This is a genomic window from Sphingomonas lenta (genome assembly GCF_002288825.1).
Lineage (GTDB): Bacteria > Pseudomonadota > Alphaproteobacteria > Sphingomonadales > Sphingomonadaceae > Sphingomonas > Sphingomonas lenta.
This window is the reverse complement of sequence record NZ_NSLI01000003.1, coordinates 751,085-764,661: the sequence shown is the minus strand read 5'-3', so window position 1 is coordinate 764,661 and position 13,577 is coordinate 751,085. Positions and strand designations below refer to the sequence as shown.

Sequence of the window (13,577 nt, the reverse complement as noted above, 5' to 3'; positions counted from 1 at the left end):
TGGTTACTCGTAGACGCGAGAAATGTGGCGCGCTCGGGGCGGGTATGTGACAGCCGCTCCGGCTCAGCGGCCGTAGCGCATCTGCATACGCAGCGTCCGCCCGCCCGCGGGCAGCCCGAACCGCGCCGCCTCCAGCTTGGGCAGGCCGATCTTGGTGGGCGCGTCGTTGGAGAAGCCGAACCCCTCCTTGGGCGTCCACAGCGTCCGGTTGAAGTCGCGGTCGCCGTTCTCGTCGTGATATTGCGCCACCGCATAGGAACCGGGCTTCAGGTTGAAGCAGGCCCGCGTCACGGGCGCGCGCGCCGGCACGCGGGCGCGGAGCAGCTTGCCGCCTTTGGCCAGGAAGCGGCGCTTGTCGTCCGGATAGACGGTGAACGCGACCTCGCCCTTGGGCGTGCGCAGGCCGGTGGCTTCGACGACGAGGCGGGTGGTTCCGGGCGCGGCGGGGCCGACGCAGCCCTGCGCCCGCGCGGTCGCGGGCAGCGCGGCGGCGAGGCCGGCCAGGATGATCGCTAGGCTTTTCATGATGAGAGCGTCCCTAGCGCACGTGGCCTGAACCGGGGCTTGCTCAATCGGCCGGCCGCAGACGCCACCAGGACAGCGCCAGCAGCAGCGCCGCGGCGCTCAGCGACCCGGCCAGCACGCCCATCGCCATGCCCGTCGCGCCGAAGCTCCCCATCATCACCGCCGCGACCGCCGCCAGCGCGACCAGCCCCATGCAGCGCACGGCGAAGACGCTGCCCGCCTGCCCGCGCGCGGTCATCACCGTCTCCGCCGCGACGATCGCCAGCTCGACGCACCCCGCCGCCGCCATCACCACCAGGATCGGATAGGCCCGGATGAACTCCGGGCCCGCGATCAGCCCCAATACCGGCTTACCGAGCGCGACGACGATCGCGAGGATGGCGAGCCCCGCCAGCGCGCTCGCGCCCACGGCCCGGAACAGGATGTGGCGCACAGCCTCGGGCCGCGCGTGCCGTACGGCGCGCACCACCTCGGGAAAGGCGGCGCGCGCGACGAGTTGCGACAGTTTCGCGAGCGCGTGCGCCAGCTGCGCCGCCAGCCGGAACGCGCCCGCCGCCGTCGTGCCCAGGACCGCGCCCACCGCGAGCAGCGGCACCTGCTTGGACGACAGCGCCAGCGTCGAGTTGGCGTTGGTGCTGAGCGCGAAGCCGACGATGCCGGGATGCTCGCGCAGCAGCTGCCGGACGTTCCTACCCCGCCACAAGAGCTTCAGGTCGCCGCCACGCGAAGCCGCGTACCAGTAGGCGGCGGCGGCGAGCACCTCGGCCAACCCCCAGGCGACCATGAAGCCCTGCACCGTCGGGTGCACGATCATGACCACGCCCGCACCCACGAAACGCGTGATCGCGGTGGTGCTGTCGGCCAACGCGGCGAGGCTGAACCGGTCGCGTAGGCGCAGGATGCCGAGCGGCGTGGACCGGATGGTGACCACCTGCACGACGGCGAAGATCAACGTGGCGCGCTTCAGCGTCGGCCCGATGCCAAACTCCTCGCTGAACAGCTCCAGTAAGATGATCGCCACGCCCGCGCCGACGATCGCGCTGAACAGGTCGAGCAGCGCCGCGCCCTTGTACAGTCGGCCGAGCGCCTCGTCGTTCCCGGCGCGTAACGGTGCGACACCGTATTGGACGATGATCTGCCAGCTCTGGAAGGCGACCAGCGTCGCCAGCGCCGAGGACGCGCCGGTGATCAGCGCGAAGCGGCCAAAACCCGTGACGCCGAGAGCGCGGGCGATGAAACCGAGGTAGAAGAGCGACAGCACGGCCTGCACGCCGCGGCTGGCGAACAGCCAGCCCAGGTTGCGCGCGACCGCCCGCCCTGCGCGCCCAGGGCCGAACGAGGTGGTGGGCAGACGCGCGCTGAACATGGTTGAGGGAAAGCTAAGGCGGACCCTCTACTCAAGCAAGCCAGCTGACGACCGCCCCGCCCCGCGCGCGCGCCGCCATGGCCTGGAAGAGCCGTACGAGATGCACCACCAGCGACAAGGCCGTCCACACCGCCACGCCGACGATGCCCCAGTCGGGCCGGAAGATCAGCAGGGAGGCGAACAGGATGACCATGTTCGGGTTGCGGCGGGCAGTGATCAGCCGGAACCAGCTGTCGAACCGCTGCCAGACATGGATGTGCATGCCGAAGCGGACGATGAACGCGCCCTCGATCAGCCGTTGCGCGACATAGCCGAACAGCATGGTGCCGATGACCAGCCAGAAGGTGCGGTCGTCGAGCGGGCGCCCGTACGCGGCGCACCCCTCCGCCCAGGCCCACCACCAGAAAGGCGGGTGCACGAGGTCGACGCCGTGATCCCACGCGTTGCCGAGCTTGGAGGAGGTGATAGTGCAGCGCGCGAGCTTCCCGTCGACGGTGTCAAGCACCATGAACAGAAGGCCGAGCGCGAGCCCCGTCCAGAACCAGCCGTGCCAGAACAGCACCGTCGCGACGATGCACAGCACGGATCCTATCGCGGTGACTTGGTTGGGCGTGATCCCCGCCCTGGCCGCGAGCTTGGTCAGCACGAAGGCCCATTCGGGCCAGAGATATTTGGTGAGGAGGTCGGTGACGCCCTTGTACGCGCCCTGATAGCTCAGCCGCTCGATCAGCGGCACGTTCTCGGGCGTGAGCCGCTCGGCGAAGGGCCGTTCGCGCTTGCGCAAGGCTTCGTTGAAGATGCCCGCCTCGTCCTCCGCCTCGATCACGGCGAGGCCGGCGGCGGCGAGCGGTCGTCCCTCGCGCATCGCCCGCTCCACCGGCGCGGGGTCGCCCGTCATGTGCGCCAGCACGGGCACGCCCCCGCGCGTGACGACAGTGTCCGGCTTGCCCGCCAAGTGCGACGTCCAGACGGGGTCGAAGGCGTAGTCGAGATTGGCGAGCATCGCCGCCCCGCCCCCGCCGTCCAACCTCTGCGCCCGCGCGATGCGTCGCACCCGCTCGCCGTTGGTCATTCCCCAGATCTTGGTCGAGTTGTCGCCTACGGGGACAATGTGCGGCCGGTCGGTCATGGCTCCCGCCCCTAGCGGATCAGGCCCGCGCGTCGAGGGCTTCGAGGATATGCCCCGCCACCCGCTCCGGCGCGCGACCGTCGAGCGGGCCTAGCTGCTCGGCGGCGAAGCGCGCCTGCACGGCCGCGTATTCCGCATGCCGTTCCGCGGCGCGGCCCAGCGCGGGGAGGAGGTCGTCGAGCGCATCCACCACCTCGCCGCAGCGCCACTGCGCGTAGCTCGGGTCTTCCTCCCAGCGCACCTGTCGCGGGTTCAGGAACACGGCCGGGCGCGGGCGTTGCAGGAACTCGATCACCTGGCTCGACGTGTCGCCTAGGTAGATGTCGGCCGCCGCCGTGTAGCTCCCGTCGACGCAGGCGAAGCTGTCGATGTCGGCGTGGACGTGCGGCAGGTGCGCGACCTCAGCGAGAACGCGCCGCAGGTCGGGCGCACGCTCGACGAGGCGCTGATGGGGCGCGAGGATCAGGTTCCAGCGCCCGGCGGCGACCAGCCTTGCGACGACCTCGCGGCCCCATTCCCACCAGCTCGAGCGGTACCGCTGCCAGTGCGGCGTATAGAGCAGCACCGGCCGGTCGTCGGCGAAGGGCGGCCGCGCGTGCGTACGCTGGCGGAAGCTCGCCTTGACGTAGCCGGTCGCCGCGACCCGATCGGGCGCGAAGCCGCGGTCGAGATAGGTGCGCCGCTCCGCCTCGCTCGGCACCAGCATGCGCCAGGCGGCGCGGCGGCGCGGGTCGTCTCGCGCGCTCATGGAGCCGACCCCGTGGCTCGTCTTCACGAACCTGGTCCGCATCGGCAAGACGCGGGGAAGCCAGAGGCTGGTCTGCTCCGCGCACACCGCGACGGGCGTGCGGAGGAGGCGCGGCGCGAGGCGGGCCAGCATCGGCAGCTTAGCCGGGAGCTCGGGGCCAGGACGGAATCCGGGCGCTCGGCGGATGCGGATGTTCGACCGGTCCTGTCCCAACCAGCCGGCCAGCAGCGCCTCGGTCGTCGCGGTGGACACCCACAGATCCTGCCGCACATCGGGTGCGAGCTCGGCGAGCGCTTCCACGATGGGGAAAAGATGGGGGATGAGCAGCGTCTCGCCGAGAAACAGGAATGCCACGGGGCCGCGCATCAGAGGGCGGCGGCGGTCCCGGGCATGCCCCTCGTCCACGCGCCGATGTCCTGCGGCCGATCGATCTCCTGCCAGCGCAGGCCTGGCGGCGGCGTGACCGCGTGCACCACGCCCGATCGCGCGAGCTTGGCGACGACCGCGTGGTGGAACGCCTGGGTGCCGCCGTCCGCGCCGATCACGTCGGCGAGCGCGTCGCGATAGGCATCGCCGCCCGCCGACAGCACCACGCCCAGCGACCGGTGCGTCGCGTCGGCGGGGCTCAGGTCCTTGCGCACGTCGAGCAGCCGACCGTCCGCCACCTTGGCGAGCATGTCGTCGAGCTCGGGCGCGGCGACGGGCTCGACCAACAGCGACACGCCGGGTTTAAGGCCGGACACGGCGTGGCGGAGGATGGCGGGGTCGAACAGCGTATCGCCGTTCAGGAGCACGAACGGCTCGCCGAGATGCGCGCGCGCCGCCCAGACGCTGCCGATGGAGCTGGCGATCGACCAGAAAGGATTAAAGACGAGTTCGGTCGGCAGCGGAGTCGGGCGGCGCAGGTGGCTCGCCAGCTGCTCGACGCGATAGCCGCCCACCACCGTCGCGGCCTCCACGCCCGCCTGCGCCAGCGCGTCGAGCTGGTGGTCGAGGATCGCGCGCCCGTCAACGGGCACCAAGCATTTCGGCAGCGCGCGCGTCAACGGCAGCAACCGCGTCCCCGCCCCCGCGCTGATGATGATCGCCCTCATGCCCCGCCCGTTACCGTTCGATTACGGCCGACACATGGCGAGGGAGCGGCGCGCTTTCCAGGGCTCCGACGCGGCGCCCGCGCGTTCGGGCGTGCGATGGCGGATAGACCTTACCGGATCGCGCTGGTGCTCAGTGGCGGCAACGCGCTGGGCAGCTGGCAGGCGGGTGCGTTCGAGGCGATGGCGGCGCGCGGGCTCCTGCCCGACCGCGTGTCGGGCGCCTCGATCGGCGCGGTGAACGGAGCGATGATCGTCGGTAATCCGCCGGAACGCGCAGTCGAGCTGCTCTGCGCTTTCTGGTCACCAGCATCCGCCCGGTGGCCGGAGACGTTCGATGCATGGCGCAGGACCGCAGCCGTGTCGGCCACGCTCGCCGCGGGTCGAATGGACGCATTCACGCCGCGACCCTTCTTCGGTCAGCCCTGGGCGAGTGACGGCGCGCCCAGCCCCAGCCTGTTCGACACGCGCCCGCTCAAGGCTACGCTGGAGCGCTCGGTCGACTGGGATCGCGTGAACGACGGTCCGGTGCGCTTCACGATCACCGCGGTCGAGCTCGAATCGGGGCTGGACGCGGTGTTCGACAGCGAGCGAAACCGGCTCGGCCCCGACCATGTCCGCGCGTCCACCGCGCTGATGCCCGCCTTTCCGCCTGTCGAGATCGGCGGGCGCTGGTACGTCGATCCCGGCCTGTCCGCGAACCTGCCCGCCGACGCGGTGCTGGCCGAGCCTGGCGACGCGCCGCTGCTCGTGATCGCGCTCGACTTGCTTCCGCTCTCCGCCCCCAAGCCGGCGACGTTCGGGGAGGCGACTGGGCGATTGCAGGACCTGGTGTTCGCGGCGCAGACGAAGCGCGCTGCGGACGCGTGGAAGACGGTGTACGACCTCCACGGACCCGCTGCGCCGGCGGTCACGCTCGCGCGGCTCAGTTATTCGGACCAGGGCCGCGAGGTGGCGGGTAAGGCGTTCGACTTCTCGCCCGAGACGGCGGGCGAGCGCTGGGCGGCTGGCGCGGCTGCGATGCACGCGCTGATCGACCGACTGGAGGCGGGCGACGTGCCGATCGGTGAGCCCGGCCTGACGGTCGTGCAGAACCCGGACGAAGCGCCGCTGCTCCAGGACACGTTCCGGCTCAAGGTCTCGGAAAAGGCCGGCTGAGCGAAGGCGAGCCGGCGAGGCCGAAACGCCAGGGCCGCTCCGCCGCCTTGGTGATGCCGATGCGCGGGCCGGTCACGATCGCCGGCTCGGCCGTGCGCGGGAGAAGTGCGAAAGGGGGTGCGTCGAGCCGCAGCCCGTCATGTGCGTCCGAGAGCCCGAGCGCCTTGCACAGCCTGCCCGGCCCCGCGCAGAGCGTGCGCGGGTCACTCGTCCCGCGGCGCTCGGCCATGCGGTCGAGGCCGCGCGTGGGCGCGAGCGCGCGGACCAGCGCCGCCGACCCACGCTCCTCGCCGCCGACGATGTTGAAGCACCAATGGCCGTAGATGCGGTAAACGTACGCGTGGCCGACAGGGCCGAACATGGCGCGATTGCGCCGGGTCTCGCCGACATAACTATGCGAGGCGGGATCGGTCGCCTCGTACGCCTCCGTCTCGACGATCACGCCGCCGACGCCGTCGACCAACAGCTCGCAGCCGATCAGCGCGCGGGAGAAGTCGAGGATGGGCTGGGTGTAGAAATCGGGGGGCATGTCACGCCAGTAATCGATTAGCGGAAGAGGCGGACACACAGTCACTCTGCCTTCCGTCACCCTGAACTCGTTTCGGGGTCCAGGGATGTACACGCGACTCAACCTGAGTCGACCGCACCACGCTGGATGCTGAAACAAGTTCAGCATGACGGTTGGAGGGGAGAGAGCGAGCCTACCGCCCCAACCCGCCCAGCACGCTCCCTAAGCCGCCGAGCCCGCCCGGGCCCATGCCGCCCTGCCCGCCGGCCGCGCCCGCCGCCATGCTGGCGAGCTGGGGCAGGAGCTGCTTCAACGTGCCCACGTCGATGCCCGTCTGCTGCGCGGCGTCGGCGGCGACGGAGCGGCTGGCGTCCTTGGAGCCGAGCACCTGGCCCAGCACGTCGTTGCCGTGCGCGTGCGCGTCGTCCGTCCCCGGTTGCGGCATGCCGCCGGGCAGCGTGCCCGCCGTGCCCGCGCGCGCCAGGCCGCCGGCGAGCGCAGGGGCGAGCGCCTGGGCGGCGACGCGCACCATCTCGGGCGGCAGGCCGACGCGCGCGCCTACCTGCTGCAATGCCGCTTGGCCCATCTGGCTGCCGAGAATGGCGGTGAGATCCATCGATTTCTCTCCAAAAAACGGGCGGCGGAGAGGTACGCCTCCGCCGCCCGAGCGCGCCCCATCCTAGTTAGCGCGAGACGATCACGACCTCGGTGCGACGGTTCTCCGCCTGCCCTTGCGCGGTCGCGTTGGTGTCGACCGGGTCCTGCTCGCCGCCGGACGCGGTCTCGATGCGGTTCTCCTGGATGCCCTGGGCGACGAGCGCCTGGCGCACCGAGTTGGCGCGGCTGAGGCCGAGCTGCTGGTTCGCCGGGTCGGAGCCGCGGGCGTCGGCGTAGCCGACCACGCGGATGCGCGCGTTCGGGTAAGCCTTCAGGATCTGCGCCATCTGGTTCAGGTCTTCCTGGTCCTGCGGCCGGATCTCGCTGCGCGAGGTGTCGAAGTTCAGCCGGTCGAACTGGAAGGCGCGGCTCGGCGTCGGGTCCGTGCCCGCCAGGAAGCCCGCCACCTGCTCGTTCAGCCCGCCCGGCGTCACCGCCAGCACCGTGCCGCCCGGCAGGTTGACGCTGCCGGAGCTGGTGGTGGTCGTGGTCGTCGTGGTGTTCGTGACGGTGGTGTCCGTCTCGTTCGTCACGACCGGCGCGACCGCCGCCTCGTCGCGGCCGCAGCGGCTCAGCGCGAAGAGGAGGGCCAGCAGGCCCAGCGCGAGCAGGAGCCAGGGCAGCCAGTTGAATTTCTTGCCCTCATGCTTCGGCCCTAGGTGGATGTGGCTCGGTTCGCCCGGTTTGTGGTCGTCGTTGTTCGCCATGCGTGTATTCCTCGCCAGAAGTGCGAAAGGCGGAGGCGCGCTTTCCCTACGCGCCCCCGCCCCGTTGCGTGACTAAAGACCGGTGCGGCCCCTTTTAGAAGCGGTCGCGGTCCGTGTTCGTGCCGCCCAGGCCCGTACCGGTGGCGCCGCCCAGACCCGTACCCGACGTGCGGGTGGTCTCGAGATTGTCGATGTCGACCTCCGTGCGACGCACGGTGTCGTCGATATTCTCGGTGCGCTCGGTCGCCTCCTTGTGCACGACGACCTCCTCGACGACGCGCGCGGTCTTGCCGACCACGGCCTCCTCGGCGGTCTCCGTCATGGTGATCTCGCGCTCGCGAAAGGCGTCGGCCTCGTTGCCCGTCAGCTTGTGGTCGACGGGACGGCGCTCAATCTCGACATGCTCCTCGCGCAGGCGGACCTGCTCGTGGACGGGCACCTCGCGGACATAGGAGCGGACGCGCACGCCGCCGCGGTTCACCTCGCGCTTGCCGACGACGAGCTCCTCCTCGACGACGTCGATGCGCTCCTCGTTGCCGGTGGTGGTCAGGCGATCGGTCATGTCCGCGCTGCTGCGCTGACCCGTGCCGAGCGCCGAGCCCGCGGCCAAGCCGGTCGCAGCACCGGTCGACGCGTACTTGGACGAGTCGTAATCCCAACCCGACTGACGCCAGGACTGGCTGCGGTCGTCCAGGTCGATCGAGTTCGCGCTCTCAAGAATGCGCACCGCCTCGTCGGCGTCGTCCTCGTCCACCTCGGCGGTCAAGAGCGCGCCGCCGCGCTTGATGCCCTCCTCGTAGGTGTGGCGGTCCTCGTCGGGCAGGAACGCGCTCTTCAGATTGTCCCAGAAGCCGCGATTGGCGTGCGTGGAATAGGCGGTCGACTCGTTGTAGCCGGTCGACTGCTGGTCGTGCACGTGCACGCGGCTGATGTCGATGCTCGCGGCCTCGAGGCGCGACTTGGCGGCCTCGGCGTCGGCCCGGCTGTCGAACAGGGCGGTCAGGGTACGGGACATTACAGATCCTCCTTGCGGGTGTCGGGGCTTGAGCTTTCGCGTTCCACCACCGCCTCCATGACGCGCAGGCGCACGGGCTCGTCGACATGTTCGACCGCGCGCACGCGCTTCAGGCGGACCTCCTCCTTCAGGACGAGGCGCTTCTCGACCACCAGGACCTCCTCGACCACGGGGATGACCACGGTGTCGCCGTCCTCGCGGACGGGCGGCACGGATTCGACCTCGCGCCCGACGGGCACGCGCTCGACCTCGACATGGTCGCGGAAGAGGTCGGCGCGCGCATGCTCCGTGTGCCATTGCACCTCGGTCCGCACGCGCACCCGGCCCGTCTCCAGCTGGCGCTTGGAGATGATGATATCTTCTTGAACGAGCGGGATTACTTCACGTTCTAGCTCGTTCATCCTGGCCTCGAAACAAACGGCGTGGAGCCCGCAAAACGGGGGTCGGTTCACCATGTTCCGGAAAACGTTCACCTGGGGTCGAATCGGGTGAAAATCACGATGAGTTGATCAAGGATACCGATCTCTGTGATCGAAAGCGCTTCTTGTTGCCGGACCGTAACGGGATCGGTCAGCTGTTCGTCGCCGGACGAGCCCCCGGCGTCCCGCACTTCACGAAGCGGCCGCGCTCGTCCTTGCAGCGCGAACTGGGCGAGGCCTTAGGCTTGGGGCACTCGACCACGCGGCCCTGCGCGTCGCGGCAGGGCTTCTTGGACGCCGGTGCGGGCGAGGCGGCGAGCGCGGCCGCGGTGGTGGCGAGGAGGATGCGGATCATGCGGGAACTCCGGCGTGTGATCCGCCGGGTTCGACGTTCGACGGGGCGTTACGATCCGTGATGGCCGCCATGCCCCTCGTGGTGCATGGGATCGTGCTCGGTGATCGCGTCGATGCGCCGCAGCTGGTCGGGCGTCAGCGTCGCGCGCTTGGCCGCCTCCAGCTTGGCCCAGGCCGCCTCCCCCGCCGCGTTCACCGCCCGCGCCCCGCTCGCGAGGCCGCGCCGCACCTCCGCGCCGAGCGCCTCGCAGGTCGCGAGCAGCGATCGCTTCTGCGCGTCCTTGGCATGCGCGATCCACGGCGCGCCGTTCAGCGTATTGGCGCAACCGTCCTTCGCGGCCAGGTTGACGCCCAGCGCCGCCTCCGCCGTGCCGCCGTTCGCGAACGATGCGGGCAGCCCCGCGCGCAGGTAGGAGATGGCGCGGTTGTTGGTGGAGAACACGCCGTTCGGGCTCGGCACCGTCACCCAGGCGTGCACCATGGCCAGACGCGAACGGTCGTCGCCCTTGCTGCGGTAGTTGGCGTCCAGCCAGCCGTTGACCAGGACGCGGAGCAGCCAGCGCCCTTCCGTCGCCGCCGCCACCGCGCGCTCGACGTCGTGGACATGCCACCGGTCGGCGTCGCCGGCGAACCCTCGCGGGAGCGGGTCACCGGGCGCGATGCGGACCACGTAGGACACGCCCACCAGCTCGCGCCGGCCGTTGATCCACGCATATTGGAGGTTGGACGGCTCGGTGAAGTCGAGCGGCTCGCCCGGCCCGTACTCCGGAGCCCCTTTCCGCACCCAGTGCTCGCCCATGAGCGGCGAGTCCTCGCGGCCGATCGGCGACGGCTCCCACCCGGCCGCCTGCGCCGCGCGCACGTCGCGGTAGCGCTGGACGGCGCGGGCGAGCTCGTCGAGTTGCGCCTGCGCGGCGGCGGGCACGGGCGGCGACTGCGCCGTGGCGGGCGCGGCGAGCAGGAGCAGCGGGGCGAGGGCCTTCAGCATGGCCCGGGTCCTACCGGCCCCGGGCTTGCCGCAAGCTGTACCGGCTCAGAGCCGGAAGCGCAGGCCTAACGAGAAGGTCTGCTCGTCGAAGCGGAGAAAGCGGACATATTCGGCCCGGGCGGCGCCGGCGCGCGCCGAGCTGAACGTGTACTCGAACTCCTCGGCGGTCAGGTTGGTCGCGTCGAAGAACACGGTGACATTCGGATTGACCGTCAGGTTGGTCGACAGGTCAAGGCGGCCGGGCGGCAGACCTTCCTGCAGATACAGGTCGTCGCCGCGAAAGCCGATCTGGTCGAGGAACCTGCTACGCTTGTTGTAGGTGACCCGCGCGGACAGCGGCCCGCGCTCGAACAGGCCGACGATGTTGTAGGTGTGCTTGGCCACGCCCTGGATCCGCTCGCGCGAGGTCACACCCGTGTTGCCGTTCAACAGGTCGGTCTCGGCGTCGAGATAGGTGTAATTCGCCTGGATGCCGAAGCTGCGCAGGAACTCGGGCGCGCCTTCGAAATCGAAGAAGGTCGACACCTGCGCTTCCACGCCGTCGATCCGGCCCGACCGCGAGTTGACGGGCCGGGTGATCTCCACGAACCCGAGCGTAGGGTCGGTGAAGCGCACGGCCTGATTCTGGATAAAGCCGGTGAGGTCACGCCGGAACGCGGTCACCGCGGCGAATCCGGTGCGCGAGAAGTAATATTCGAGCGACGCGTCATAATTCTCCGACTCGATCGGTGACAGCGTCGGGTTGCCGCCCGAACCAGTGCGCAAGCCGCCGTTCGCCGGGTCGGGCGCCCCTACGTTCGCCGCCGGGTTGAGCTGCTGGAACGTCGCGCGGGTGCGCGTCTCCGTGTAGCTCAGGCGCAGCTGCAGCGCGGGCGTGATGCGCCAGCGCAGCGACGCATTGGGCAGGTAGTCGGTGAAACCCTGGCTGGCCGAGATCGGCGTGACCACGCCGGCGACGAGCGCGTTGCCCTGAAGGTCGAACTCGGTGCGCGCGACGCGGATACCGACCGAGCCGTCGATCACGTCGTTGAAGTTGTAGTTGATCTGACCATAGCCCGCATAGGTCTTCTCGTTCGCGTCGAAGATCGAGTCCGGGTTGGGCGCGACCGGGTCCAACGTAAACGTACCGAAGCCGAACGCGCGGGGGTTGGAAAGCACGAACTGCCGAAGCTCGCGGCGGTTGGCGCGGATGCTGTCGTAGGTGGGCGCCAGGAAGGTGCGGAAGGGCTGAATGTCCGTGCTGTTGAACCCGGGCTCGACGGGACGGAAGTTCACGGGGATCTGCGTAAGCAGGACACCGGCCCCGTTCCGATAGCCGACGCCGTATCCCGCGAAGCGGTTTCCGAACTCGCGGTGCGCGTCGCGGGTGGTGTAGCGCGCGCCCACCTGGATCGAGCGGATGAAGAACTCGTCGAACTTGTACTCGGCGTCGATCCGCGCCTGCCAATCGTCGCCCTTCGCCTCCTGCTGCTCCTCGTACAGGCCGTCGAAGCGGTAGGTGGCGGGATTGGACGCGTCGTAGTTGTAGATGCGGAACTGCGGCGTATCGAGGTCGAAGTCGACCGTATAGCCGCCGATGCCGAACTGCCGGTCCACCGACTCGGTCGAGCCGGTGAAGGTCGAGTTGGTGCGCGCCACGTCCGCCGTGATGCGCAGCGGGCCGGAGTCGAAGATGCCGCCTGCGGCGAACTGGTACGTGTCCGTCTTGTTGAACGTGCCGCCGCGGAACGAGAAGATCGTCGGGCCGCCCGCGGGGACGACCACCGTGCCCGAACGGAGCAGGTTGGTGCCGTCGCGGAAGACGAGGTTGCTGTAGGTGCCGTTGAACAGCGGCGCGGCCGCCAGCGTATCGTCGACGCGGTTGCGGAAACCCTGATAAAGCCCGTCGATGTAGAACTCGACGTCGGGCGTCGGCCGCCACTGGATCGAGCCGTTGAACGACGGACGCTGGCGATTGCCCGACCGGTAGAAGAGCCGTTGCACGTCGGGGAAGCGGACCTGCTGCCCGTTGATCGTGGGCGTGGCGAGGAAGTCGGTGTTGGACGGCTCCGAGTCGAGATAGTCGAGCTCGGTGTAGGAGGCGTTCAGCAGGATGCCGAACTCGCCCGCGCCCGTATCCCAGCGGTTCGAGACGAGCAGGTTGCCGTTGGGCGTGACCTTGCCCGCGTTGACCGTATGGAGCGCAAACACCGTGCCCGAAAGTTCGAAACCCTCGAAATCGAACGGCCGGCGTGAGCGTACGTTGGTGAGGCCGATCACGCCCGGATCGACCTGATTGGCGGTGCTGGTTTTGAACACCTCGAGCGCGGCGATTCCTGCGGACGGGAAGTCCTGCAGCGCCACCTGGCGGCGCTCGGCGGTGAAGATCTCGCGGCCGTTGTAGAGCGTGTTGAAGAACTGCTCGTCCAGGCCGCGCAGCAGCACCTGGCTCGCCTCGCCTCCGAGGCGCAGCACCTGGAGGCCGGGGATGCGCGACGCGGTATCAGAGACCGCTAGGTCGGGCAGCTTGCCGATGTCCTCGGCGACGACGGCGTCGACCACCTGCGGGGCGTTGCGCTTCAGGTTGCGCGACGAGGCCAAGCTCTCGCGGAAGCCGGTGACGACGATGTCCTGTCCCTCGCCCGCGACTTCCTCCTCCGGCGACACGGTGGGCGCGTCGCGGTCGGTGGGCGTGCCGGTGTCGGTCTGCTGCGAGGGCGCGGTCGGGTCGTTGTTCTGGGCGGCGGGGTCCTCGACCACCTGCGCCTGCGCGGCGGGCGCCAGCCCGACCAGAAGCGCCGTCGAGCACAGCGCGAGCGTCTTGAGACGCATGAAAGTTCTCCCCTGTTGGCCCGGCCGACGGTGGGCGGCCGTTATGTGGCGGGGAGACTACAAGGAGGCGCTCACCCCTGACAACCCAATCATACGACAAA

14 protein-coding genes are annotated in these 13,577 nt (G+C 69.8%); 1 reads left to right on the top strand and 13 read right to left on the bottom strand.

Annotation, left to right across the window (positions count from 1 at the left end):
- Positions 1 to 63: 63 nt before the first annotated feature.
- The 5 genes from CKY28_RS10885 to CKY28_RS10865 are packed head-to-tail and all read right to left on the bottom strand — an operon-like array spanning position 64 to position 4,862.
- Positions 64 to 525 (bottom strand): DUF2141 domain-containing protein, encoded by a 462-nt coding sequence (locus tag CKY28_RS10885; protein ID WP_095998329.1) that lies wholly within the window; start codon positions 523 to 525, stop codon positions 64 to 66.
- Between the two features lie 43 nt (positions 526 to 568).
- Positions 569 to 1,891 carry a lipopolysaccharide biosynthesis protein gene (locus CKY28_RS10880; protein ID WP_095998328.1) on the bottom strand — a complete coding sequence of 441 codons (1,323 nt, stop codon included), beginning with the start codon at positions 1,889 to 1,891 and terminating at the stop codon, positions 569 to 571.
- Between the two features lie 31 nt (positions 1,892 to 1,922).
- Positions 1,923 to 3,020 (bottom strand): CDP-alcohol phosphatidyltransferase family protein, encoded by a 1,098-nt coding sequence (locus CKY28_RS10875; RefSeq protein WP_095998327.1) that lies wholly within the window; start codon positions 3,018 to 3,020, stop codon positions 1,923 to 1,925.
- 19 nt (positions 3,021 to 3,039) lie between these two features.
- The gene (locus CKY28_RS10870) at positions 3,040 to 4,122 is read right to left on the bottom strand and encodes a hypothetical protein (RefSeq protein WP_141243912.1); all 1,083 of its coding nucleotides are present in this window, start codon (positions 4,120 to 4,122) and stop codon (positions 3,040 to 3,042) included.
- A gap of 11 nt (positions 4,123 to 4,133) precedes the next feature.
- On the bottom strand, positions 4,134 to 4,862 hold the full coding sequence (locus CKY28_RS10865) for a phosphocholine cytidylyltransferase family protein (RefSeq protein ID WP_095998325.1): 729 nt from the start codon (positions 4,860 to 4,862) through the stop codon (positions 4,134 to 4,136).
- A 96-nt stretch (positions 4,863 to 4,958) separates the two neighbouring features.
- Here CKY28_RS10865 and CKY28_RS10860 point away from each other — a divergent pair, with 96 nt between their 5' ends.
- On the top strand, positions 4,959 to 6,017 hold the full coding sequence (locus CKY28_RS10860) for a patatin-like phospholipase family protein (RefSeq protein WP_095998324.1): 1,059 nt from the start codon (positions 4,959 to 4,961) through the stop codon (positions 6,015 to 6,017).
- On the opposite strand, the gene CKY28_RS10855 is transcribed toward CKY28_RS10860, so the two are convergent.
- The 8 genes from CKY28_RS10855 to CKY28_RS10820 form a co-directional block, all read right to left on the bottom strand.
- Positions 5,992 to 6,546: a DNA-3-methyladenine glycosylase gene (locus tag CKY28_RS10855; protein ID WP_095998323.1), complete on the bottom strand. Its 555-nt coding sequence runs from the start codon at positions 6,544 to 6,546 to the stop codon at positions 5,992 to 5,994. The two genes, CKY28_RS10860 and CKY28_RS10855, sit on opposite strands and share 26 nt — an antisense overlap.
- A 172-nt stretch (positions 6,547 to 6,718) precedes the next feature.
- Positions 6,719 to 7,141, bottom strand: coding sequence for a DUF937 domain-containing protein (locus CKY28_RS10850; protein ID WP_245841780.1), 423 nt, complete (start codon positions 7,139 to 7,141; stop codon positions 6,719 to 6,721).
- Positions 7,142 to 7,208: 67 nt separating this feature from the next.
- Entirely contained in the window at positions 7,209 to 7,889 is a 681-nt protein-coding gene (locus CKY28_RS10845) for an OmpA family protein (RefSeq protein ID WP_095998322.1), read from the bottom strand.
- A gap of 94 nt (positions 7,890 to 7,983) precedes the next feature.
- Positions 7,984 to 8,904, bottom strand: coding sequence for a YsnF/AvaK domain-containing protein (locus CKY28_RS10840; protein WP_095998321.1), 921 nt, complete (start codon positions 8,902 to 8,904; stop codon positions 7,984 to 7,986).
- On the bottom strand, positions 8,904 to 9,305 hold the full coding sequence (locus CKY28_RS10835) for a DUF2382 domain-containing protein (RefSeq protein ID WP_095998320.1): 402 nt from the start codon (positions 9,303 to 9,305) through the stop codon (positions 8,904 to 8,906). The genes CKY28_RS10840 and CKY28_RS10835 overlap by 1 nt, the downstream gene beginning before the upstream one ends.
- Positions 9,306 to 9,474: 169 nt before the next feature.
- The gene (locus CKY28_RS10830; protein ID WP_095998319.1) at positions 9,475 to 9,678 is read right to left on the bottom strand and encodes a hypothetical protein; all 204 of its coding nucleotides are present in this window, start codon (positions 9,676 to 9,678) and stop codon (positions 9,475 to 9,477) included.
- Positions 9,679 to 9,726: 48 nt separating this feature from the next.
- Complete coding sequence (locus CKY28_RS10825; RefSeq protein ID WP_095998318.1) at positions 9,727 to 10,665, bottom strand: hypothetical protein; 939 nt, start codon at positions 10,663 to 10,665, stop codon at positions 9,727 to 9,729.
- Between the two features lie 45 nt (positions 10,666 to 10,710).
- Positions 10,711 to 13,476 carry a TonB-dependent receptor gene (locus CKY28_RS10820; protein ID WP_095998317.1) on the bottom strand — a complete coding sequence of 922 codons (2,766 nt, stop codon included), beginning with the start codon at positions 13,474 to 13,476 and terminating at the stop codon, positions 10,711 to 10,713.
- Between the last annotated feature and the right edge of the window lie 101 nt (positions 13,477 to 13,577).